This is a genomic window from Phenylobacterium sp., from assembly GCF_035944335.1.
Classification (GTDB): domain Bacteria; phylum Pseudomonadota; class Alphaproteobacteria; order Caulobacterales; family Caulobacteraceae; genus Phenylobacterium.
Window position 1 is genome coordinate 1 of record NZ_DASZBG010000043.1, and the last position, 22,948, is coordinate 22,948.

The window sequence follows — 22,948 nt, forward strand, 5'->3', positions numbered from 1 at the left end:
TACCTGAGCTTCATCTCCGACGGCCAGGGCGGGACCACCGTGCTGTTCGACGCCGACGGCCCCGGCACGGCCCAGCAGTGGGGCCTCAACATCATCCACCTGCAGCACGTCGATCCCACCACCATCACCAGCGCCGACTGGCTGATCCGGTAGGCGCGGCTACCAGGCGCCGCCCGCGATCGTCGGGCGCGGCCGCGGTCCCAGCGGAGCGATGCAGCGGCGGGCGAGGTCGGTGAGCGGCAACTCGACGCGCCGGTGGACGAAGACGCCGACGATGGCCACCAGGATGAAGGCCATGGGAACCAGGGCCCACATGGCCACGGGTCCAAGGAAGGCCAGCCGCTCGGCCGCCCTGGTCACCACCTGGGTGCAGAAGAAGTGGGAGAGGTAGGTCGAGTAGGAGGCCGCGCCGAGCAGCTGGATCCAGCCCTGTTTGAGGGCCAGCCCCGCCCGTTCGGCCACCAGGCCACAGGCGACGATCACCACGGCCGGGATGCCGAACATCACCGCCCGGTCGACCTGCGGCCACAGCCACGGCCCGGCCAGCATCACCGCGAGCGCGGCGGCGCCCAGGACGACGGCGGGGACGCCCCAGCGCGGCGCCTTGGGCAGCCGGTCGCGCACCAGGAGGGCGCCCAGCACCATGCCGGCGCCGAACTCCAGGATCATCGGGGTCGTATAGAAGGCGAGGATCGGGTTCCTGGGCTCGGCCAGCTGTCCGAAGATCGCCGCGCCGATCAGCACCGCGATCGATAGCGCCAGGCCCATGAGCCGGCTCGGCAGCATCAGGCCCAGGGCGAAGATGACGTAGAAGGCCATCTCGTAGTTCAGGGTCCAGCCGACGAACACCACCGGGTGCATGGTCCCGTCGCCCCGCTCGTAGGGGATGAAGGCCAGCGACTTCAGCAGATGCACGGGATCGGCGGTCGTGGACTGCAGGAGGCTGGGCGCGATCATGGCGATGGCGAACACGGCCAGCGTGATCGCCCAGTAGAGCGGCGCGATGCGAGTCAGCCGGTTGCGCAGGAAGCCCTGCGGCGTCTGCTTCCGTCCCGAGGTGGTCACCACCATGATCAGGCCGCTGATCACGAAGAACACGTCGACGCCGCAATTACCGAAGGCCGTGACGCCGGCCGGCAGCCCGGCCAGCCGCGCCAGCACTTCCAGGTGCACGAAGACCACCAGGAAGGCGGCGAGCCCTCTCAGCGCCTGCACATTGACGAGCATCCACGCCCCTTCCGCGACCAGGGCCGCCCGGGGGTGTGGGCGGCGCACTGCCATAACAGCGGCGCTGGCGGAAGGTTCATCGCGGGAGCCGGCGCTGCGGCGGGAAAGCGCTCTTGCGAGACGCTCAGGCCCACCGTCCGGATGGGGCCGATGTGGCGCGCCGATGGGCCGTCGTAGCCCGCCGCAGCAGGTGCAATCTAGGCGTCCATGCGGTCCGGCGAAAGCCGTCCGCGCGGCTAGCCGACGCAGGGCAAGCTGCTTAAGGTCCGGCCATGGAGCCGGTTCTCGCCGTCACAGGCCTTTGCAAGACCTTCGGCGCGACGCGGGCGGTCGATGGCGTCTCCTTCGAGGTGCGGCCGGGCGAGATCGTCGGCCTGGTGGGTCCGAACGGCGCGGGCAAGACCACCACCATCAGCATGGTCATGGGCGTGCTCGCGCCCACCGCCGGCCAGGTCAGCATCGACGGCTGCGACATCGGTCGTCGCCGCAGCCAGGCCCTGGCGCAGACCAATTTCGCCGCCGCCTACGCCCCCTTGCCCGGCAACCTCACCGTCGAGCAGAACCTGCGGGTGTTCGGCATGATCTATGGCGTGCGCGACCTCACCGCGCGCATCGACGAGCTGGTCGAGGAGTACGATCTCACGGCCTTCCGCAAGACCAAGACCGGCGTCCTGTCCTCCGGCGAACAGACCCGCGTGACGCTCGCCAAGGCCATGCTGAACCGGCCCAAGCTGCTGCTGCTCGATGAGCCCACGGCCTCGATCGATCCGGCCACCGCGCGGCGCGTGCGGCGCCACATCGTCGACGTGGCCGAGAAGGCCGGGGCCGGGGTGCTGTGGACCAGCCACAACATGTACGAGGTGGCCGAGGTCTGCGACCGGGTGCTGTTCCTGTCGCGCGGCCGCATCCTGCTGTCGGGCGATCCGGCGCAGCTGGTGGCCGAGCACAAGGCGTCCAGCCTCGAGGACCTGTTCGTCACTGTCGCCAACGAGGCGCTGAACCCCGAAGCGGCGGCGGCCTCCTGATGCGCGCCTCGGCGACGGCGGCCATCGTGCTTCGGCAGATCTACCTCTTGCGCGGCAGCCCGACCCGGCTCCTGCCCATGGTCGCCTGGGTGGCCATCGACATCGTGCTCTGGGGCTTCATCACCCGCTACCTCGGCGCGCTCGCCGGTCCGCGCGTGAACCTGGTCGCCTCGATCCTCGGGGCGGTGCTGCTGTGGGACTTCCTCGGCCGCGTCATGCAGGGCGTCACCACGGCCTTCTTCGAGGACGTCTGGTCGCGCAACTTCCTCAACATCTTCGCCACGCCGCTGACCATCGCCGACTACCTGGGCGGCCTGGTGCTCACCGGCATCGGCACCAGCCTCATGGGCCTGATCGTCATGATGACGCTCGCGACCACGGTCTTCGGCCTGTCGTTCCTCGCCTATGGCGCGGCGATCGCGCCGTTCCTGATGGTGCTGTTCGTCACCGGCATCTCGCTGGGCGTGCTGGGCGCGGCCATCGTCCTCAGGCTCGGCCCGGCCTCGGAGTGGCTGATCTGGCCGATCCCCTCCCTGCTCTCGCCCTTCGCCGGCGTCTTCTATCCGCTCGCCGTCCTGCCCAGCTGGATGCAGGCCATCGGGCGCATCCTGCCGCCCTCCTATGTGTTCGAGGCCATGCGCGCCATCGTGGCGGGCCGCCCCGCCCCCGAAGGCGCCCTGGCCTTCGCCCTGGGCCTGTCGTTCTTCTACCTGCTGCTCGCCTGCTGGGTGTTCGCCCGCGTCTACCGCTTCGCCATCCGCACCGGCCTGATCGCCCGCTACAGCGCCGAGACCGCCAACTGATGGCCTCAGCCTTCCTGGCCCAGCGGATCAGCGCGGCCTATGCCGAGCTCGCCCAGAGCCGGTTCGGCGAGGCGGTGCGCAGGCTGCGGGAGATCGCCGCCGACCATCCGCAGAGCCATGAGGCCCAGCAGGCCTGCGGCGCGGTGCTCAACCGGCTGGGCCGCGCCGACCTCGCCGAGCCCTTCCTGCGGGCCGCCCACGCGATCGAGCCCGCCGATGCCGAGACCAAGGTCACGCTGGGCTTCGCCCTGCTGGCGCAGCAGAACTACGCCGAGGGCTGGCCGCTCTACGAGGCGCGCTACGAGCTGGGCGGCGCGCAGCGGCCCAAGCCGACCCTGCCCTTCCCCGAGTGGCGCGGCGAGCCGCTGGAGGGCCGGCGGCTGCTGATCTGGCCCGACGAGGGCATCGGCGACCAGATCCAGTTCCTGCGCTTCGCCCTGCCCCTGCAGGCCGACGGCGCCGACCTCGCCGTCTGCTGCTCCCTGCCGCTCCAGCGCCTGTTCGCCGCCAACCTGAGCGCCTTCGTGGTGGCGCTCACCGTGCGGGTGGAACTGCCGCAGCCGGACTGCTGGACCATGTCGGGCTTCCTGCCGGGGCGGCTCGGCCTCACGCCGCAGACCGCGCCCGCCCCGCCCTACCTGACCGCCACGGCCACCCGGCGCGTCGGCGGCCCCCGCCTCGGCGTCATGGGCCGCGGCAACCCACAGCACCTGAACGATGCGCACCGCTCGCTGTGGCCCGAGCAGGCGCAGCGGCTGCTCGACGTTCCGGGCGCCCTCGATTTGCACCCCGACAGCACCGGGGCTCAGGATTTCGCCGACACCGCCGCGATCATCGCCGGCCTCGACCTGGTCATCTCCGTGGACACATCGGTGGCCCATCTGGCCGCCGCCATGGGCAAGCCGACCTGGATCCTGCTGCCGACCATCGGCCTCGACTGGCGATGGGGCCTCTCCGGCGAGCAGACGGCCTGGTACCCGGCGGCGAGGCTGTTCCGGCAGCCGCGGATCAACGATTGGCCGGGCGTCGTCGATGCGGTGATCGCAGCGCTCGGCTAGCGAGCCGGGGTGGTAGGCCGGGTGAGGTTCGAACTCACGACCATTCGATTAAAAGTCGAATGCTCTACCACTGAGCTACCGGCCCCCAGCGCGCGTGGGCCGTAATAGAGCGGGCGCGATCACCGGCGCAAGGGACGAACCCTTAACAGCGGCGCAGGCTCGGCTAGATTGCCTTCCATGCGTCTCGTCCTCGCCGCCCCGTCGATCCTCGCCGCCGCGGCGCTATGCGCCTGCACGACCACCTCGGCTAAGGATCCCAACCGCGTCCAGACCACCACCCAGGCCGAGCGGGAGAACCTGGGGGGCGCGGTGGGCGCGCCGTTGCGCGACCTCAATGTGCTGCGCACCAAGATCCCCGCCGCGCTCCTGGAGGCCATGGCCGATCCCTACTATCGACCGCCGGGCAAGCTCAGCTGCGACGACATCACCATCATGATCGAACCGCTGGACGCCTCGCTCGGCCCCGACCTCGATACGCCCAAGCCCGGCGAGGCCATGCGCGACCGGGGCACGACCACGGCGTTCGGCTTGGTGGCCGGTGCGACCTCGGGGGTGATCCCGTTCCGCAGTTGGGTGCGCAAGCTGACCGGCGCCGAACGGCACGACAGCTATGTCACAGCCGCCATCACCGCCGGCGCCGTGCGCCGCGCCTATCTGAAGGGCCTGGGCGAATCGCGCGGCTGCCCGCCGCCCGCCACGCCCTCGCATGTGCGCGCCGGCACGCCGGTGATCGATCAGTCGCTCAAGCCGCGCTATCCGACGAAGCCTGCGCCCGAGCCCGGAACGCGCGGCGAAACGCCTCCAGCCGACCCTCCGCGATAGCGGCCCGCAGTTCGGCCATCAGGGCCTCGAAGAAGGCGACGTTGTGCCAGGACAGCAGCACCTGGCCGAGGATCTCCTCCGACTTCACGAGGTGATGCAGATAAGCCTTTGAATAATTGCGACTTGCAGGGATCGAGCTTTCGGCGTCTAGCGGGCTCTCATCCTCGGCGAAGCGGGCGTTCTTGAGGTTGACCGGACCGTCCCAGGTCCAGGCCTGGCCGTGCCGCCCGGAGCGGGTCGGCAGCACGCAGTCGAACATGTCGACGCCACGATATACGGCCTCCACGATGTCGATCGGCTTGCCGACGCCCATCAGGTAGCGAGGGCGGTCCTGCGGCAGCATGGCCGGCGCATAGTCGAGCACCTCGACCATCGCCTCGTGCCCCTCGCCCACCGCCAGGCCGCCGATGGCGTAGCCGTCGAAGCCGATGCCGGTCAGCCGCTCGGCGGATTCGCGGCGCAGGGCCTCGTCCACGCCGCCCTGCTGGATGCCGAACAGGGCCTGGGTATCGCGTTCGCCGAATGCGCTCTTCGACCGCTCCGCCCAGCGGGCGGAGCGCCGCATGGCCGCCGCGACGACCTCCGCCTCGGCCGGAAGGGCCACCAGCTCGTCGAGTTGCATGACGATGTCCGAGCCCAGCAGGTCGGCCTGGATCTCCATCGACCGCTCGGGCGACATGACATGCTTCGAACCGTCCAGATGGCTCTGGAAGGTCACCGCCTCCTCCGTCACCTTGGAGATCTTGGAGAGCGACATGACCTGGAAGCCGCCGCTGTCGGTGAGGATCGGCCGCTCCCAGCGCATGAACCTGTGCAGGCCGCCGAGCCGGGCCACGCGTTCGGCCGTGGGCCGCAGCATCAGGTGGTAGGTGTTGCCCAGCAGGATGTCGGCGCCGGCCTCGGCGACCTGATCGACGGTCAGCGCCTTCACCGTGCCCGCCGTGCCCACCGGCATGAAGGCCGGGGTGCGGATTTCGCCGCGCGGGGTGGCCAGCACGCCGGTCCTCGCCTGGCCGTCCGTCGCCGCGAGGGTGAACGGGAACGTCGCCATCAGGCCGCCCGCCAGAGCAGGCTTGCATCGCCGTACGAATAGAAGCGATAGCCGCTCGCGATGGCGTGGGCGTAGGCGGCCTTCATCGTCTGCGTTCCCGCGAAGGCGCAGACCAGCATGAACAGGGTCGACTTCGGCAGGTGGAAGTTGGTCATCAGCCCGTCGGCGGCCCGGAAGCGGTAGCCTGGCGTGATGAAGATGTCGGTCTCGCCGAGGAAGGGGCGCACCACGCCGTCCTCGCCGGTCGCGGTCTCCAGCAGGCGCAGCGAGGTGGTGCCGACGCAGACGATCCGCCCGCCGCCCGCGCGCACGGCGTTCAGACGCTCGGCGGTCGCGGCGTCGATCTCGCCCCATTCGGCGTGCATGCGGTGCTCGGCGAGCGTCTCGGTCTTGACCGGCAGGAACGTGCCCGCGCCCACGTGCAAGGTGACCCGCGCGGTCTCCACGCCCGCCTGGGCGAGGCTCGCCAACAGCTCCGCGGTGAAATGCAGGCCGGCGGTGGGCGCCGCCACCGAGCCGTCCTCCTCGGCATAGACCGTCTGGTAGTCCGCCCGATCCTGGGCGTCCTCGGGGCGCTTGGCGGCGATGTAGGGCGGCAGCGGCATGGCGCCCCGCTCGGCGATCGCCGCGTCGAGATCCGGCCCGGCGAGGTCGAAGGCCAGGGTCACCTCGCCGCCCTCGCCCTTGGCCTTCACCGTGGCGTCGAGGGCGCCCAGGAAGCAGGCGCGATCCTCCGCTTCGCCGAAGGCGATCCGGTCACCCTCCGCCAGCCGCTTGCCCGGCCGCATGAAGGCCGTCCAGACGTGGGCGCTGAGCCGGCGGTGCAAGGTGGCCTCGACGGCGACGCGGCTCGCCTCGCGCGCCCGCACCCCCTTCAGCCGGGCGGGGATCACGCGGGTGTCGTTCAGCACCAGGACGTCGCCGGGGCGGAGCTGCCGCGGCAGATCGGCGACGCGCAGGTCCCGTAGCGGCGCGCCCGGCCGCACGACCACAAGGCGCGCGGCGTCGCGCGGGACCGCCGGGCGAAGCGCGATCCGGTCCTCCGGCAGGTCGAAATCGAAGTCGGCGAGCTGCATGCGGCCGCCCTGAGGCCATGCGCCGGCTGGCGCGTCAAGCACCGCACTTGCTAGAGGGGTCCATGGGTCTCCTGCGACTCGCCCTCACCTTCCTGCTCGGCCCGCCGCTGTTTCTGGTGGCGGCGCTGTGCGCCGGCGCCGGCATGGCGGCCCAGCAGGGGCGTCACAGCCTGCGCTGGGACCTGCTCACCCACTTCGCGCCAATCTGGCTGGCAGGCGCGCTGGCGGCCGCCCTGGTGGCGCTCGTCGCCCTGCGCGGCCTGTCGCGCTGGTTGATCGCGACCATGGGCGTGGTGGGCGTGATGGCGGCCGGATCGCTGATGGCGCCGGAGTTCACCCGGGCCACCGGGCCGCACGCGGGGGCCGACGCGCCGGGCCAGCTCAGGATCGTCCAGTTCAACGTCTGGAGCCACAACGCCGAGCCGGAGGCGACCATCGACTGGATCGCGGCCCAGCATCCCGACATCGTCATCCTGGAGGAGACCACGCCGGAGTTCCGCCGCATGGTCGAGGCCCGCACCGGCTGGCGATCGACCTGCCGCGACTGCGAGGTGATGATCTATTCCCGGCTGCCGATGGCCAAGGGCTATGTGGGCGGCGGGCCGGCGGTAGGCCCGCTGGCCCATGCGGTGTTCCGCGACGGCCAAGGCGCCTTCGACGTGGTGGGGGTGCACAACGCCTGGCCCACCGACGGCGGCGACCAGCAGCGCCAGGAGGCGCGCCTGGCCCGGGTGATCGCCGAGTTGCCGCACGACCGGCTGATCGTCACCGGCGACTTCAACTCCACGCCCTGGTCCTTCGCGCGGCGGAGCTGGGACGCCGCCTTCGCGATCCCCAGGCGCGATCGCGCGCTGTTCTCCTGGCCCGCCGGGCGGATCACCCAACGGCGGATCAAGGTGCCCGTCCCGGTGCTGCCCATCGACCACGTCTACGCGGGCCCCGGCTGGGCCACGGTGAGCGTCACCCGCGGGCCGAAGCTGGGCTCGGACCACTATCCGGTGCTGGCTATCCTCGCGCCCGTTTCGCCGCCGCCAGCGCCTGCGCAAGGCGGCGCCGATCGGCTGCAAATCGTGAAGTGAGGCTCCTGGCCTTGCGGTCTAGCGCCGCGCGCGCCTGGTCGATCTGGGCAAGCGCGTCGGCCTGGTCGGCGTCGAGGCCCGCGAGCTTCGTCTCCAGGTCGGCGACCTTCTTCAGCGCCGCCTTGGACGGCCCGGCCGGCTTCGTCCGCTTCGCCGGCGTCAGCTTGGCCAGGCTGGGCCGCGCGCCGGCCGGACGGCGCAGCACCTCGCCCGGCCTGGCCGTCGCGGCCTTCACCAGCTCCAGATCGTCGGTCTCATGCGCCAGACCGGTCTTGAACAGATCCTGGCGGCTGCCCCAGGCGGCCAGCGCCTTGGGCCTGGACGAGGCGGCGACCACGTAGTCGGTGAGCCCGTCCGAGGTCACGAAAACCTTCAGCCGCGCGGCCATGACATCGGCCCTCAGGCGTCCGCCGCGACCTTCATGGAGACGATCTTCCCCGGATCGCGCGGCGGCTCGCCCTTGGGCAGGGCGTCGACGTTCTCCATGCCCTCGGTGACCTCGCCCCAGACCGTGTACTGGCCGTCGAGGAAGGTGGCGTCGTCGAGGCAGATGAAGAACTGGCTGTTGGCGGAATTGGGATTCGGGGTCCGAGCCATCGAACACGCGCCGCGCACATGCGGCTCGCGGCTGAACTCGGCCTTCAGGTTCGGCTTCTCGGAGCCGCCGGATCCGGTGCCGGTGGGATCGCCGCCCTGGGCCATGAAGCCCGGGATCACCCGGTGGAAGACCACGCCGTCGTAGAAGCCCTCCCGGGCCAGCTCCTTGATGCGCTCCACGTGGCCCGGCGCCAGGTCGGGCCGCAGCTTGATCGTCACGGGCCCGGTGTCGAGCTCCAGGATCAGGGTGTTTTCGGGGTCCATCACTTCACCTCGGCGGGGATTTCGACGTCACACATGAATTCATTCGGGTTGGCCGCCTTCACGCGCGCAACCTCGGCCTTGAACCAGGCGCTCCGGGGATCGATGACGCGGATCTTCGGGCGGCTGGCCTCTGGCATATCGGCCAGGAGGCGAACCTGTTCCATCCGGTCCTGCGGCGCCTCCACCGGCTCGCCGGTCTTGATGGCCCGCACCACGTCCTCGCCGGCGATCACCCGGCCGAAGGCGGTGTAGCGCTTCTCGAGGTTGTGGTGGCTCGCCCGCATCAGGAAGAACTGGCTGTTGTTGCTATCGGGGTCGTCGTCCCGCGCCAGGCCCGCGACGCCTGGGCAATAGTAGGCCCAGGCCTTGACCGTGTGGTCGTTGGTCATGGCGGCGAGCTGCATCGATTGGCTCGACACCGGCAGCGACTTGATGAAGCCGTTCTCGACCACCTGCTGGTCGTCGACCAGGGCGAAGGGCGTCGCGGCGGCCCGCTTGAACATGAACTCGCCGGGGATGTTGGGCTTGGAGGAGCCGCCGACGCCGCTGTTCTGCGGGTCGCCGGTCTGATCCATGAAGCCCTCGATCACCCGGAAGAAGCGCAGGCCGTCGAAGAAGTGCTCGTGGGCCAGCTCGCGCATGCGCTGCACGGCCAGCGGCGCCGCCTCGGGGACCAGTTCCACGATCACCCGGCCCTTGTTGGTGTCGATCACCATCACGTCGTTGGGATCGGGCGTGCGCCAGTCGGCGGCGGCCGGGCCGGACGGTTTGGCGGCGACCGGTTCCGCGGCCGGCTTTTTCGGAGCCGCCATGGCGGCCGTGGCGATGACGGCCAGGGCGGCCGCCGCGAAGAGTACAGGTTTCATGGGATCACTCGTAATGGGCGGCGGAGTCGATGACGAGCCCTTCGGCGGGAGATTATGTGCGTCCGGCCTTGGCCATCAGCCGCGCCCTCACCCCTTCGGAGACGAACTTGGAGACCTCGCCGCCCAGCAAGGCGATCTCCTTGATCAGTCGCGAATTGAGCGCCTGGTGACGGGGGTCGGCCATCAGGAACACGGTCTCGATCTCACGGTCGAGCTGCTGGTTCATGGCGGTGATCTGGAACTCGAACTCGAAATCGGCGACCGCGCGCAGGCCGCGGACCACCACCTGGGCCCCCACCTCGCGGGCGAAATGCATGGTCAGGCCCTCGTAGGGGCGAATGACGATCTCGGCCTTCTCGCGCAGCGGCTGCACCGCCTCCTCGGCGATGGCCACCCGCTCTTCCAGGGAGAACATCGGGCCCTTGCCGGTGTTGATGGCGACGCCCAGCACCAGCTTGTCGAGGAACTTCACGGCCCGGCCCATGATGTCGATGTGGCCGTTGTGGATGGGATCGAAGGTCCCCGGATAAAGACCGACGCGGGTCATGCGGCTTCAGGTCCCCCAACTGTCTGCTTCGCCTTTCGCCGCCGGGCGGCGATCTGGCAAGGGCAAACTTCGAACAGAGCCTAGGCCTCGCCTTCGGGAACCTCGTCGCCGGGCCCGCCGCCCTCGCCGCCGCCATCTTCGGTAAGGTCGTCAACGTCGCCGTCGTCCTCGCCCTGGTCGGGCAGGCGCTCGACGGAGACGACGTGCTCGTCCTCGTGCTTGCGGAAGATGATCACGCCCTGGGTGTTGCGCCCGGCCAGCCGCACCTGGTTGACCGGCACGCGGATCAGCTGGCCCTGGTCGGAAACCAGCAACAGCTGGTCGCCCTCGTCGACCGGGAAGGAGCCGGCGAGCTTGCCGCCGCGCTTGGTGAGGTCCTGGGCCAGCAGGCCCTGGCCGCCGCGGCCCGTGCGGCGGAACTCATAGGCCGAGGTGCGCTTGCCGAAGCCTTCGGTGGAGACCGTGAGGATGATCTCCTCCGCGCCCCCCAGCTCGGCGATGCGTTCGGTCGGCAGGCTGATCGCGTCGGTGACCTCGGCGTCGTCCTCGGCGGCGGCTTCCTCGCCGTCGTCCGTGGCGCCATCCGCCGCCCGGGCCATGGCGCGAGCGTGCTTGACGTAGGCCGCGCGCTCCTCGGGCGTGGCCTGCACGGCCCGCAGGATGGCCATGGAGATGACGCTGTCACCCGCCGCGAGGCGGATGCCCCGCACGCCGGTGGAATCGCGTCCGGCGAAGACCCGGACCTCCTCCACGGCGAAGCGGATGCAGCGGCCGAGCGCGGTGGTCAGCAGGACGTCGTTGACCTGGGCGTTGCAGACCGCGACGCCCACGATGGAGTCGCCCTCATCGAGCTTCATGGCGATCTTGCCGTTGCGCTTGATGCCGATGAAGTCGCTGAGCTTGTTGCGCCGCACGCCGCCCGAGCGCGTGGAGAACATCACGTCGTACTGGTCCCAGCTCGCCACGTCCTCGGGCAGGGCCAGGATCGAGGTGATGCTTTCGCCGGGCTCGATGGGCAACAGGTTGACGAACGCCTTGCCGCGCGAGGTGGGCGTGCCGATCGGCAACCGCCAGACCTTGAGCTGATAGGCCTTGCCGCCGCTCGAGAAGAACAGCATCGGCGTGTGGGTGTTGGCGGAGAAGACGCGGGTGACCGCATCCTCTTCCTTGGTGGCCATGCCCGAGCGGCCCTTCCCGCCCCGGTGCTGGGTGCGGTAGGTGGCGAGCGGCGTGCGCTTCACATAGCCGCCGTGGGTGACGGTGATCACCATCTCTTCGCGGGCGATCAGGTCCTCGTCCTCGACGTCGGCGTCGCCCTCGACGATCTCGGTGCGGCGCGGCACGGCGAAGGCCTCGCGGACCTCGACCAGCTCCTCGCGGACGATGGCCATGACCAGCTCACGCGAGGCAAGGATGGTCAGGTAGCCCTGGATCGCCTCGGCCAGGCTTTCGGCCTCGCCGAAAATCTCGTCGCGCCCGAGTCCGGTGAGGCGCGACAGCGTCAGCGACAGGATGGCCCGCGCCTGCTCGTCGGAGAGGCGGATCAGAGTCTTGTCGATGATCAGGGTGCGCGGATCGGCGATCAGCTCGACCAGCGGCAGCATGTCGCCCGCCGGCCAATCGCGCGCCACCAGGCGCTCGCGGGCCTCGGTCGGGTCCTTCGACGAGCGGATGATCTGGATGAACTCGTCGATGTTGGCCACCGCCGTCGCCAGCCCCACCAGGACATGGCCCCGGTCGCGGGACTTCGACAGCTCGAACTTGGTTCGCCGGACGACGACTTCCTCGCGGAACTCCACGAAGGCGCCGACCATATCCCTCAGGCCCATCTGCTCGGGCCGCCCGCGGTTCAGCGCCAGCATGTTGACGGGGAACGAGGATTGCAGGGGCGTGAATCGGTAGAGCTGGTTCAGGATCACGTCGGCGGGCGCGTCGCGCTTCATCTCGATGACGATGCGCATGCCGTCGCGGTCGCTCTCGTCGCGCAGGTCGGCGATGCCCTCGATCCGCTTCTCCCGCACCAGCTCGGCGATGCGTTCCACCAGGGCGGCCTTGTTCACCTGGTAGGGGATCGAGTGGATGATGATCGCCTCGCGCTCCTTGCGGATCTCCTCCACGGAGGCCTTGCCCCGCATGATCACCGAGCCGCGGCCCGTCATCAGCGCCTGGCGCGCGCCGGTCCGCCCGATGATCTCGCCGCCGGTTGGGAAGTCGGGGCCCGGGACGATGTCCAGCAGCTCGTCCAGCGCGATCTCGGGATTGTCGACATAGGCCAGGCAGGCGTCGACGATCTCGCCCAGGTTATGTGGTGGGATGTTGGTGGCCATGCCGACCGCGATGCCGCCCGCGCCGTTGACCAGCAGGTTCGGAATGCGCGAGGGCAGAACCACCGGCTCGCTCTCGGAGCCGTCGTAGTTGTCCTTGAAGTCGACGGTGTCCTTGTCGAGGTCGGCCAGGATCGCCATCGCCGCCCGCGTCATGCGGCTTTCGGTGTAGCGCATGGCCGCCGGCGGATCGTTGTCCACCGAGCCGAAGTTGCCCTGGCCATCGATCAGCAGCAGGCTCATCGAGAAGGGCTGCGCCATGCGCACCAGGGTGTCGTAGATCGCCTGGTCCCCGTGCGGGTGGTACTTGCCCATCACGTCGCCGACCACGCGGGCCGACTTCACATAGCCGCGGTCGGGCGTATGCCCCTGCTCGTTCATCGAGAACAGGATCCGCCGGTGCACCGGCTTCAAGCCGTCGCGCACGTCGGGCAGCGCGCGGCTGACGATCACGCTCATGGCGTAGTCGAGATACGAGCGCTTCAGCTCGTCCTCGATCGCGATAGGGGCGACGCCCCCGCGCCGGTCGTCCGGTGGGGTGGTGTTTTCGTCGGTCAAGGGAGGGATTTCGCCGTTCGAATCGGGAGGCTTATGTGGGGATTGTTCTTAGCATTCTGAAGGGGGCAGCGCCAACGCTGCGCGCGCGTACGCTCGCACGCGTATGAGCGCGTGCGCGCGAGGGCGGCGGTTTCAGCCCACCTCCTCGCCCGCCGCGGCGATCTCGGCATAGGTCACCAGGCGTGGGTTGATCCGCTGGGGCCCATCGGCCGCCACCCCGGCCTCGAAGGCCTCCAGGAAACGCTCCGGGTCCTCCACGGGCAGGTTCTGCAGGAAGTCCGGCATGTAGTCCCACCAGCCCGCCCGCTCGAGCCGCGCCGCCAGGCCCTCGTCGAAGCGCATGCGCAGCACCCGGGCGGGGCTGCCGACCACGATGGCGTAGGGCGGCACGTCGTGCAGCACCAGGCTGCGGGCCCCGATCACCGCCCCGTGGCCCACGGTGACGCCCTGGGCGATCATCGCCTCGTCGCCGATCCAGACGTCGTGGCCCACGACGATGGCGCGGTCCGGGCCTGGGAACGGCCGCGGGCGCGGCGCCTGGCCGCGATCCTCGAAGAAGGCCTTCACGCCCTGCAGCGGGTCCGGTCCATAGGAGAACGGCGAAGTGCTGGCCCAGCCCACCGGGTGCGCATCGCCCATCCAGCTCACCCGCTCGCCGATCGAGCAGTACCGGCCGATCCGCACGTGGCCGGTGACCGCGGAGTGGGTGTAGGAGAAGGCCCCCATCCTCATCGGCAGCACCTCGCCGCCGAAAATCTGGCAGTAGGGCTCGAGCGCCACGGTGGTGGCCGTGGTCAGCACCTGGCCCACCCGCCAGCGGTCGCCCTGGCCCACGGCGTGGAAGATCCGCCCCTTGCGGAACAGCTCCAGGAGTTGCGCGGTGACGCGGATCCTCGCCATGGCGCGGCCCTAGCATGCCGCGGCGGGCCTGCGAAACCGCCCGTCAAACCGCCCCCAAAGCCGCGGGGTGACCGGCGGCCGCGAAACCCCTAAGAGTCCGGCCAGGAGCCGAAGTTCAGATGCCGCTTGTCCCCGGCGAGGCCGCGCCCTGGTTCAAGGCGCCGACGCCATCCAACCCCGAGTACCATTTCGACACCGTCGCCGGGCGCTATGTGCTGCTGGTCTTCCTCCCCATCGAGGACGAGGCCCGCGGCGCGGCGCTGAAGGCGCTGGCGGCGCATCAGGGGCTGTTCGACGATCTCCGCGCCTCGGCCTTCGTGGTGGTGCGCGATCCTGAGACCGCGGCCACGGCGCGCGACATCCGCGGCCTGCGCTGGTTCCTCGACGCCGAGGGCGCGGTGAGCCGGCTCTATGGCGCGCTGGCCGAGGACGGGACGGAGGAGTTCTTCTGGCTGGTGCTCGACCCCACCTTGCGGGTGCTGGGCGCCAAGCCCATCGAGGAGGCTCAGGCGATCTTCCGCTACCTGGCCGCCCTGCCGGCGCCGGAGGCCCATACCGGCGCGGCGCCCGCCGCGCCCGTTCTCATCGCCCCTCGCCTGTTCGAACCCGAGCTCTGCCGCAGGCTGATCGAGTTGCACGAGGCACAGGGCTCCGAGTTCACCGGCGTGATGCGCGACCGCGGCGAGGTCACGGTGGCGGTCATGGACGACCTCAAGCGGCGCCGCGATCTGGTCATCGACGATCCGCAGCTGCAGGACGCCATCCGCGAGCGGCTGGAGCGGCGGCTGTTCCCGCTGATCGCGCGCGCCTTCGCCTTCGAGGTCACCCGCATCGAGCGCTATCTGGTGAGCTGCTACGACGCCACCGACGGGGGGGTCTTCCACCCGCACCGGGACAACGTCACCTTCCAGACCGCGCACCGCAAGTTCGCCTGCTCGATCAACCTCAACGACGACTTCGAGGGGGGCGACCTGCGTTTCCCGGAGTTCGGGCCGCAGAGCTATCGCCCGCCGCTCGGCGGCGCGGTGGTGTTTTCCTGCGCCCTGTTGCATGAGGCCCTGCGGGTGACGCAGGGCCGCCGCTACGCCTTCCTGCCGTTCTTCACCGACGAGGCTGGGGCCGCGGTGCGCGCCGCCTATGACGCACGGGTGGCCGCGCGCGCCGACCCGGAGTGAGCCCGCGCCTGGCGGTTGGCCTTCTCGTTGAGGGTGCGCCGCTTCCAGGGCCGCCAGCTGTCCTGCGGACCCCAGGGATCGCCGAGGTGGTAGGCGGCGACGAGTTCGGCCAGGGGCTTCAGCGGCGGCAGCTCGATGGGCCGCAGCCGGGCGTAACCGGCGCTGCGCAGGGCTTCCAGCCCGCGGCCCACGCCCCCGGCCTTGCGGATGGCCTCGTCCATGGTCGCGTCGTCGCAGCCCAGCCAGTGGGCGAGTAGGCGGGTGCGCAGGCGCTGGATCTCGCCGCGATTGCCGGTTCCGGACCGCCCCGTCGCCTCGAAGCTCATGTCACACTCGGTGTCAAAGCCCATGGAGCGGTTGTTGATATTGGCTGAGCCGATCCTGAGCAGCCGATCGTCGATGATCGTCAGCTTGGCATGGACGATGATGATCCGGCCGAGCGTCGTCACCGGGCTGTAGGCCTGGAAGCGGCCGTGCTTGTCGGCGCGCTTCAGCCGCTGGATGAACTTCACCCGCGTGCCGTCCATGGTCATCTGGTCGAAGTAGCTGGGCGACCGCTCGGTGCCGATCAGCACCACCTCCGGTCCGTCGGGCTCGGCCAGCCGCCGGGCCAGGGCGGCGGCGATCAGCGGCGAGGTGAAATACTGGTTCTCCATGTAGATGCAGCGCCGCGCCGCTTCGATGCCGGCCAGGTGCAGCGCCTCGACCTCGCGGACCTCCGCATAGTCGCGCCAGACGCCCACGGTGCGCGACAGCCCGACTTCCACGCCCTTGAACTGTGACACGACGCCGGCCGGCCAGGCGGGTCGGGTCGCCGGCGGTTCCGGCAGGATCTCGCCCGTCGCCCGCGCCCAGCGGTCGCGGAACAGGGCGCCCAGGGCCCGGGCCGGCGCGCCTTCGACCAGGCCCATTACCTCGTGGCGGGAGTCGTAGTCCTTCTTGTCGTTCTTGTGCTCGCTGCGCTGGCGCCGCGGATCGTCGTCCAGGTGCTCCGGCGTGTCCCAGCGGTCCGGCCCGATATCGCCGCCGCCGCAGAACCCGATGGCGTCGTCGACGATGATCATCTTCTGGTGGTGGCTGGCGCCCATCGGCAGCTTGCCGTCCAGCACGAACTTCACTTGGCTGCCCGCGAAGACCTTGCGGTCGGCCAGCGTGAACCAATGCTGGGTGGCCGCCACCGGCATGGCCGATTTCCAGCACAGGATCCGCACGTCGAGCTTCGGATTGGCCTTGGCCAGGCGCTTGAGGAAGTTGCCGATGCGGTCGCTGTCGGGGCCGGTGCAGCCGTCCTTGGGATGGAACAGGGTCTCGGGCTCGAAGGCCCAGTTCAGCAGGTGAATCGTGTGTTTGGCCTTCTCCATGGCGATCATGGCGGCGTCGAAATAGTCGGCCATGTCGATGAGGAGCGCGGCGCGGTCGGAGGTTTCGCGCCGCCAGCAGGTGGTTCCGGGTTCGAGCAGCACGCCGCGGGATCTCCAGCTGAGCTTGGGTAAGGGCTCGCAGCGGCCGTGGTTCCGCCTGTCGCCGCGCCCGGGCCCGGAAAAGCACGCCTGGCCCGGTCGGTAATGGGGCGTTCAGGCGTGGCGCGCCATGGTGAGGCCGCGATGACGACCTATATGGCGCTCATGAAACCGATCTCGCCCCGCCGGCTCGCGGCGCCCTTGCTGGCCGCGCTTGCGACCGCCGGCGCGGCCGCCGCGGCCGAGTCGCCGATCACGCCCGGCTATTGGGAATCCACCAATGCGGTGGTCTCCCCCTATCACCAGACCACCACCGAGCGGCGCTGCATCACGCCGGCCGACGTCGGCAAGTTCCTGGGCGGCCCGATCAACCACCACTACACCTGCGTCTACCCGACCCAACGGGTCGCGGGCGGCAAGATCGCCATGAAGGGCGTCTGCACCGACAACAAGGGCCGCAAGATCGCGGTCAGCGGCGCGGGGAGCTATACGCCCACCAGCTTCCACCTGGACGCGACGATCGCGGCCACCTTCCTGGGCATTCCCATTTCGGGCCGCGCCTCCACCGACGCGCACCGCCTCGGCGACACCTGCCCGGCGCCGGACGCGCCCTAGGGCCTTCAAGGCCGAGGCTAGAAGGGGATCTCGTCGTCCAGGTCGGCGGAGAACTCTTCCCGCGGGCCGTTGGCCGGCGCCTTGGGGCCCGACGAGAAGCCGCCGGAATAGCCGCCGCCCTCGCCCGCCTCGGCATTGTCGCCGCGGCCGTCCAGCATGGTCAGTTCGCCGCGGAATTTCTGCAGCACGACCTCGGTGGAGAACTTCTCCTGGCCCGACTGATCGGCCCATTTGCGGGTCTGCAGCGACCCTTCGATGTAGACCTTCGAACCCTTGCGCAGATAGCTCTCGGCGACCTTCACCAGATTGTCGTTGAAGATCACCACCCGGTGCCACTCGGTCTTCTCCTTGCGCTCGCCCGAGGACTTGTCGCGCCAGGATTCGGAGGTGGCCACGCGGAGGTTGGCGACCCGGTCGCCAGAGTTGAGGGAGCGGATCTCGGGATCGGCCCCGAGATTGCCCACCAGGATGACCTTGTTGACGCTGCCCGCCATGTCGATGTCCTAAGCTTCCGTGATTGCGGGCTCTCGCCCTAGCGCCGGCACGCTAGCGCGCCGTTAACCTCTCGGCAAGCATTTCGTTCTTGTTCCGTTCACGCCGGAGCCGGTTACCCACAGCCTATTGCTGCGGCATGGCGCCCGGGATGGCCAGCCGGCCGTCGCCGGTGCGCACCAGGGCCAGGTACCTCGGACCCTCCAGAGTGGTCGAGGTAAAGACGCCAGCGTTCTGAATGAAAATGAAATTCGCCTGGTATGCGCCGAGCAGTTCCGAGGCGCTGGAACCCATCCGCAGGAACTTCAGCCGCATGGCCTCCAGGTTGGCCGCGCAGGTCTCCAGGTTCGGCGCGTTGACCAGCTTGTTGTATTTCAGCTGGCCGCCCTTGCCCGCCACCACGTCGTAGCAGACGCCCACGTCGCCCGGCGGCTCGGTGCGCTTGACGCAGGCGCTGAGCGCGGTTGCGGTGAGGAGTCCCAGAGCGGCGGTGAGGATCGGTCGGGTCATGGGCGGAAGCCTACACAAGCGCGGCGCCGGAGGCGAGGTTCGTCAGCCGCAGCTCGCGGGCAGATCGGCCAGGGTGTGGAAGCTGCGGTTGTCGGAGGAGATCTCGATCTTGCCGGGCACCAACCGCACCGTCTGCTGCGCCCAGCGGCCGTAGAGCGCCTGCCCCGGCTTCTCGCAGCGGCCGGCGAACAGCGCCTGGGTGCAGGCGGGCAGCGTCAGGTCGCCGTTCAGCCGTCGCCAGCCGCCGTCGTAGCGCCAGCAGGCGCCGACCGGTCCGGCGGCCTCCACCTTGGGCTCCGCGGCCACGGCCTCGCGCGGCGGCAGCGGGGTCAGCACGGTCCCCGCCTGCGGCGCGGCGGCCAGCGCACCCGTCGGATCGACGCCGACGTCCAGGGCGTCGGTCGCCACCCCGTTGCGCCTGGCGCATTCGGCGAGGGTGAATTCGCCGACCAGCTGGCCGGCCACGAAACAGCGCAGCGACTTGGTCGCGGCGATCTTGGTGTCGGGCGCGGCGGTGGAATCGATGACCAGGCCGGCCTTGGAGGCAGGCGGAGCCGGCGTCGTCTCTCCGCGATGGCTGTGGCTCAGCGTCCAGGCGATCGCCAGGCCCGCGGCCAAGGCCGCCGCCCCGCCGCCCACGAGCAGCGCGATCCGGCTAGGGTTCGCGGAATCCATGGCCCTCGCTAGACTCAGCCGAACAGGCTGACAAGCGATGAACCGGAACTGGTGTCCGTGCCGCCGCCGGTCAGGCGGTCAAGCGCGGCCTGATAGTCGGCGATCTGGTTGGTGATATAGGCCGGCACCGACCCGCTGCTGGCGCTCGGCGGCTTCGGCGTGGCCGCCTGTTTGAGATCCGCATAGATCGCCCGCACGGTGGTGGTCGCATTGCCGACGGCGGTCAGGGCGGCGGCGATGTCGGTCTTGGAATTGAGGTCGAGCGCCGTGGTGAAGCGCAGGCCGTAGGTCTGGGTCCCCTTGTCGGCCGGCATCACGCCCTTGGTCTTGTCGACGATGGTGTTGCGGATTAGGCCGGGCTTCAGGCCCAGCGCCGTCAGGGCGTCGCGCCCGCCGGGCCCCGGCAGCAGCTGGAAGCTGGTGCGATCGTTGTCCGGCGTCAGCTCCAGGGTCGCGCCGGCTGTGCCGGTGAGCGTCTGGACATTGACCTCGAACAGGCCCGCGGAGCGGATCTTGTCCGCCAGGCTCGACATGGTGTCGTCGGCCGCGATGGTGATCGTGCTGGCCGGGCTCGTGCCGACCTTGATCTGGAACTGGTCGCCCGCCCTGAGCGAGGTCGCGGTGGTGACCAGCGGGCCGTTGTCGACCACGAACGGATTGGTGTTCAGGGCGGCCGCGCCGAGCTGGATCGCGCCGGACGGCAGGCCCAGGCGGTCCAGCGCGCTCGCCCCCGTGGCGCCGACCGCGATGGAGGTCGGAGCGTCCATCCGGTCCTTGGCGGTGAAGCGCTGCGAATAGGTCACGGCGCCGGCCCCGATGTCGAGGGCGGCGACGTAGCCGTCCTGCTTGCCCACCGGGGCCAGCCCCGGCAGGTCGGTCGTGGTCGTGCCCGTCAGCCACACCTGGCCGCCCGAGATGGTCGCGGCGGTCGTCTGGTCCTTGCCCGTGCCGCCGAAGTAGGCGACCGCGTCGGAGGCCGTGGAGGTGAGATCGGTCGACAGGCGTGCGCCGAAGCCATCCAGCCCACCACCGCGGGCCAGGGTCGTGGTCCCGATGCCGAGGTCCTGACCGGTCGAGCCGCCGATCAGCAGGTTGCCGGCGCCGTCCAGCCCGATGGCCTCCAGCGATCCGCCGCCAAGGCTGCCGAGGCTGCGGCTGGCGGTGAGCGAGATCTGCTTGGGATTGGTGATGTCGAAGGACCGCACCATGCCCGCCCCGCCGTCCTGGCCGGCCACATAGACGTTGGTCCCGCTGACCACGATGGCGCCGACGCTGTCGTCGGCCGAGGAGCCGAATTGCCGGGTCGACTGCACCTGGCCGGTGGCGTTGTAGGCCCGCAGATAGCCGTCCCAACCGCCGCTGGCCGTCCCGCCGCCGATCGAGCCCTGCGCCTGGCCGGCCACATAGACGTTGCCGGCGCCGTCGAAAGCGACCGCGCTGGCCCGGTCGGCGCCCAGCGCCCCGGTCCGGTCGGTCCAGAGCTCCTGGCCCTTGGTGTCGTACAGGGTGACGAAGCTGTCGCTGGTGGCGGAATCCGCGCCCGCGTCGCCGGCGTCGAGCTCGCCGGTGACCGAGCCGGCGATGGCCACCTTGCCGTCGGCGCCCACCGCCACGGAGACGCCGCTCGCGGTGACGCCCGCGCCGAGCGTCTGGGTGTAAACGAGGTTGCCTGCGGTATCGTACTTGAGCAGCACCGCGTCCTGCGAACCCTTGATCCCCTGGCCGTCGACCGTGCCGCTGCCGTCGGCCACCACATAGACCGAGCCGTCGGCGCCGGTGGTGGTTGAGTGGACGTTGGTGACGCCGTCGGGAAGCTTCTCCGACAGCACCTGCCCGGCCACGAAGGTGGCGTCGTTCGGCCGCCGCGCGGCGTCCGCGCCCCCGCCGGTCTCGAGCTTCAGCAGCTCCTGCTGCTGGGTCCCGTCGTTGGTCGCCGGGTCGCCATCGGGGTTCGGGTCGCCGGCCGTCTGGGTCACATAGACCGCGGGGCTGGTGGTCGGCGCCGAGAGGGTCAGGGTTTCGGTCGAAAGCCCCGAGATCTGGAAGGACAGCTGGGTCTGGGCTGGCGTCACCTCGACAGGCTGGCCGTTGACGGTGATGGTCTGCGCAGCGACCGTGTTGTGATCGACCGAGACGGTCAGGCCGACACCCGCCGCCGACAGCTTGGAATTCATGTACGCGGCGACGGAACTCATCGACCGCGGCGTCGCGCCCATCTCCGAGAGGTCGAAATTGACGGTGACCGTCGCGCCGGAGGGTTTCTTCACGGTCGCATCGAACTGCACGGCGCCCTGGAAGGCCGCCACCGGATCGATTGACGAGCCCGTGGCCAGAACGGCGGTCTGGTAGGTGTCCTGCCGGCTCGGATCGGCGACCGGCGTGGCGCTGGTTGCGGTGCTGGTGGCGATGCCGGTGGTGAGGCGGAATTCCCCGAAGGTCGAGGTGTTCACATAGGCTTGGATCTCGCTCATCCCGCGGGCGAACGCGGCCTGGATGGCCGGCAGTTGGAACGACGGCGTGGTGGGGTTGTTGGCCGCGTTGGCGAGCGCCGTCAGCGTGCTCAGCCCCTGGTTGATGGCGAACAGCTTCTTGTAGTCCGCATTGGCGGTGGGCACGTCCAGCTTGGCCGCGTTCTCGTTGATGAACGGCTGGCCGGTGAGCGCGGCGGTGACCAGGGCGCTGTCGCTGGGCGTCTGGCTGGAGGAGCTGTTCCACGGCGCGGTGGGCACCTGGGCCGCGGTCCCCGCCGTCGCATTGTTCGATTGGCCAGCCGTCGCCAACCCGGCCAGACTCGCCTTGGCCTGGTACCAGCTGATCAGCAGATTCGGGTCGAAACTGATCGTCACGGGGGGACCGCCTCACGAGATACCCGCAAGGGTCGCACGCGAACGGCTTAAGAGGCGTTAAGAAATGGCCGGTTTTCGAGGCGCGGAGAGGCTCAGCGGAACAGCGAAAGCAGCGCCTGGGGCGCCTGATTGGCTATGGCCTGCGACTGCCCGGCCAGGGTCTGCTGGATCTGCAGGGCCTGCAGCCGCGCGGTGTCGGCGTTGAGATCGGGCGTAGCCCCGCCGCCGAGCGCGCTGGAGAGCTGGCTCACCACGCCCAGATGGGTCTGGATCTGCTGCGACTGGGCGCTCATCTGGGAGAGCTGCGCGGTGATGGCGCTGCTCGCCGAATCCACCTGCCCCAGCAAGGTCGCCAGATCGTCCTGGGATCCGAGCAGGTCGGTATTGGCCAAGCCGAGCACAGGGCCCGCGGTGGTGAAGTCCTGCGGCGTCAGCCCGAGCGTGGTGGCGCCCGAGGGGTCGGCCTGGAACTGCAGGTCGGCGCTGGAGCTGCCGTCCAGCATCTTGACGCCCTGGAACGACGCCGAGCCCGCCACGTGGTCGATGGTCTGCAGCAGCTGCTGGTAGTCGCCATTGAGGGTGTCCGCCTGGCCCGGGCCCGCCGCGCCCTGCGCCGCCGCCACCTTCTCGCGCACCAGGCTCAGGAGGCCGGAGATCGTCTGGCCGGCGTTGATGCCGACGTCGGAGATCGAGGCCGCGCGGTTCAGGCTGTCCTGCACCGACAGGATGCCGCTCAGCGAAGGCGCGCTGGCGCCCGCATAGACCACCGCCGGATCGGCGGCCTGGGTCTGGGTGTCGGGGCCGGCGCCGGAAGTGGTTCCGGTCGTCTGGGCGTCGGCGGCGCGGTTGGCCAGCGCCTGTTCCTGCGCCTGCAGGGCCGCCAGGACGCTGCTGCTCACGCTGTTGACCATCTCGCGCCTCTTCCGTCCGCTCCAAGGCGCGTCCGCGCCCGACAGACCAGAGGTAGGCCGAGTCCCT

General features: G+C 70.1%; 22 protein-coding genes and 1 tRNA gene. 7 read left to right on the plus strand and 16 right to left on the minus strand.

What is annotated here, in order from left to right; genetic code table 11:
* Positions 1–159: 159 nt before the first annotated feature.
* Positions 160–1,227, minus strand: coding sequence for an acyltransferase (locus VGT80_RS08095; protein WP_327454624.1), 1,068 nt, complete (start codon positions 1,225–1,227; stop codon positions 160–162).
* 272 nt (positions 1,228–1,499) lie between these two features.
* On the opposite strand from VGT80_RS08095, the gene VGT80_RS08100 reads away from it, so the two are divergent.
* From VGT80_RS08100 to VGT80_RS08110, 3 genes are read left to right on the plus strand one after another with little or no spacing between them, the layout of a single operon-like run.
* A complete protein-coding gene (locus tag VGT80_RS08100) occupies positions 1,500–2,252 on the plus strand; it encodes an ABC transporter ATP-binding protein (RefSeq protein WP_327454626.1) in 753 nt (250 codons plus the stop codon).
* Positions 2,252–3,055 carry an ABC transporter permease gene (locus tag VGT80_RS08105; RefSeq protein ID WP_327454628.1) on the plus strand — a complete coding sequence of 268 codons (804 nt, stop codon included), beginning with the start codon at positions 2,252–2,254 and terminating at the stop codon, positions 3,053–3,055. The genes VGT80_RS08100 and VGT80_RS08105 overlap by 1 nt, the downstream gene beginning before the upstream one ends.
* Complete coding sequence (locus tag VGT80_RS08110; protein WP_327454630.1) at positions 3,055–4,113, plus strand: glycosyltransferase family 9 protein; 1,059 nt, start codon at positions 3,055–3,057, stop codon at positions 4,111–4,113. The genes VGT80_RS08105 and VGT80_RS08110 overlap by 1 nt, the downstream gene beginning before the upstream one ends.
* 10 nt (positions 4,114–4,123) lie before the next feature.
* Here the strand turns inward: VGT80_RS08110 and VGT80_RS08115 are convergent.
* Positions 4,124–4,198: transfer RNA gene (locus tag VGT80_RS08115), tRNA-Lys, on the minus strand.
* A 92-nt stretch (positions 4,199–4,290) separates the two neighbouring features.
* Here VGT80_RS08115 and VGT80_RS08120 point away from each other — a divergent pair.
* Positions 4,291–4,935, plus strand: a complete 645-nt coding sequence (locus VGT80_RS08120) for a hypothetical protein (protein WP_327454632.1) — start codon at positions 4,291–4,293, stop codon at positions 4,933–4,935.
* Here VGT80_RS08120 and tgt read toward each other — a convergent pair.
* Complete coding sequence (gene tgt, locus VGT80_RS08125) at positions 4,856–5,986, minus strand: tRNA guanosine(34) transglycosylase Tgt (protein ID WP_327454634.1); 1,131 nt, start codon at positions 5,984–5,986, stop codon at positions 4,856–4,858. The two genes, VGT80_RS08120 and tgt, sit on opposite strands and share 80 nt — an antisense overlap.
* A complete protein-coding gene (gene queA / locus VGT80_RS08130) occupies positions 5,986–7,062 on the minus strand; it encodes a tRNA preQ1(34) S-adenosylmethionine ribosyltransferase-isomerase QueA (protein WP_327454636.1) in 1,077 nt (358 codons plus the stop codon). The genes tgt and queA overlap by 1 nt, the downstream gene beginning before the upstream one ends.
* Positions 7,063–7,124: 62 nt before the next feature.
* Here queA and VGT80_RS08135 point away from each other — a divergent pair, with 62 nt between their 5' ends.
* On the plus strand, positions 7,125–8,141 hold the full coding sequence (locus VGT80_RS08135) for an endonuclease/exonuclease/phosphatase family protein (protein ID WP_327454638.1): 1,017 nt from the start codon (positions 7,125–7,127) through the stop codon (positions 8,139–8,141).
* Here VGT80_RS08135 and VGT80_RS08140 read toward each other — a convergent pair.
* The 6 genes from VGT80_RS08140 to VGT80_RS08165 form a co-directional block, all read right to left on the minus strand.
* Positions 8,068–8,529 (minus strand): hypothetical protein, encoded by a 462-nt coding sequence (locus VGT80_RS08140; protein WP_327454640.1) that lies wholly within the window; start codon positions 8,527–8,529, stop codon positions 8,068–8,070. The genes VGT80_RS08135 and VGT80_RS08140 overlap by 74 nt on opposite strands.
* An 11-nt stretch (positions 8,530–8,540) precedes the next feature.
* The gene (locus VGT80_RS08145; RefSeq protein WP_327454642.1) at positions 8,541–9,002 is read right to left on the minus strand and encodes a peptidylprolyl isomerase; all 462 of its coding nucleotides are present in this window, start codon (positions 9,000–9,002) and stop codon (positions 8,541–8,543) included.
* A complete protein-coding gene (locus VGT80_RS08150) occupies positions 9,002–9,868 on the minus strand; it encodes a peptidylprolyl isomerase (protein WP_327454644.1) in 867 nt (288 codons plus the stop codon). Before VGT80_RS08150 ends, VGT80_RS08145 begins: the two co-directional genes overlap by 1 nt.
* Before the next feature lie 52 nt (positions 9,869–9,920).
* Positions 9,921–10,415, minus strand: a complete 495-nt coding sequence (gene coaD, locus VGT80_RS08155; protein WP_327454646.1) for a pantetheine-phosphate adenylyltransferase — start codon at positions 10,413–10,415, stop codon at positions 9,921–9,923.
* Between the two features lie 80 nt (positions 10,416–10,495).
* A complete protein-coding gene (gene gyrA, locus VGT80_RS08160; protein ID WP_327454648.1) occupies positions 10,496–13,297 on the minus strand; it encodes a DNA gyrase subunit A in 2,802 nt (933 codons plus the stop codon).
* A 132-nt stretch (positions 13,298–13,429) separates the two neighbouring features.
* Positions 13,430–14,197 (minus strand): CatB-related O-acetyltransferase, encoded by a 768-nt coding sequence (locus VGT80_RS08165; protein ID WP_327454650.1) that lies wholly within the window; start codon positions 14,195–14,197, stop codon positions 13,430–13,432.
* A 119-nt stretch (positions 14,198–14,316) separates the two neighbouring features.
* Between VGT80_RS08165 and VGT80_RS08170 the strand changes: the two genes are divergently transcribed.
* On the plus strand, positions 14,317–15,372 hold the full coding sequence (locus VGT80_RS08170) for a 2OG-Fe(II) oxygenase (RefSeq protein ID WP_327454652.1): 1,056 nt from the start codon (positions 14,317–14,319) through the stop codon (positions 15,370–15,372).
* Here the strand turns inward: VGT80_RS08170 and VGT80_RS08175 are convergent.
* On the minus strand, positions 15,333–16,835 hold the full coding sequence (locus VGT80_RS08175; protein WP_327454654.1) for a phospholipase D-like domain-containing protein: 1,503 nt from the start codon (positions 16,833–16,835) through the stop codon (positions 15,333–15,335). The two genes, VGT80_RS08170 and VGT80_RS08175, sit on opposite strands and share 40 nt — an antisense overlap.
* A gap of 141 nt (positions 16,836–16,976) precedes the next feature.
* On the opposite strand from VGT80_RS08175, the gene VGT80_RS08180 reads away from it, so the two are divergent.
* Positions 16,977–17,447: a DUF3617 domain-containing protein gene (locus tag VGT80_RS08180; protein WP_327454656.1), complete on the plus strand. Its 471-nt coding sequence runs from the start codon at positions 16,977–16,979 to the stop codon at positions 17,445–17,447.
* 17 nt (positions 17,448–17,464) lie between these two features.
* Here VGT80_RS08180 and ssb read toward each other — a convergent pair whose 3' ends face one another.
* The 5 genes from ssb to VGT80_RS08205 form a co-directional block, all read right to left on the minus strand.
* A complete protein-coding gene (gene ssb, locus VGT80_RS08185) occupies positions 17,465–17,941 on the minus strand; it encodes a single-stranded DNA-binding protein (RefSeq protein ID WP_327454659.1) in 477 nt (158 codons plus the stop codon).
* A gap of 124 nt (positions 17,942–18,065) precedes the next feature.
* Entirely contained in the window at positions 18,066–18,449 is a 384-nt protein-coding gene (locus tag VGT80_RS08190) for a hypothetical protein (protein WP_327454661.1), read from the minus strand.
* A 42-nt stretch (positions 18,450–18,491) separates the two neighbouring features.
* Positions 18,492–19,124, minus strand: a complete 633-nt coding sequence (locus VGT80_RS08195; RefSeq protein WP_327454663.1) for a hypothetical protein — start codon at positions 19,122–19,124, stop codon at positions 18,492–18,494.
* Between the two features lie 14 nt (positions 19,125–19,138).
* Positions 19,139–21,970, minus strand: a complete 2,832-nt coding sequence (locus tag VGT80_RS08200; RefSeq protein ID WP_327454665.1) for a hypothetical protein — start codon at positions 21,968–21,970, stop codon at positions 19,139–19,141.
* Between the two features lie 92 nt (positions 21,971–22,062).
* On the minus strand, positions 22,063–22,881 hold the full coding sequence (locus VGT80_RS08205; protein WP_327454667.1) for a hypothetical protein: 819 nt from the start codon (positions 22,879–22,881) through the stop codon (positions 22,063–22,065).
* Positions 22,882–22,948 lie beyond the last annotated feature (67 nt).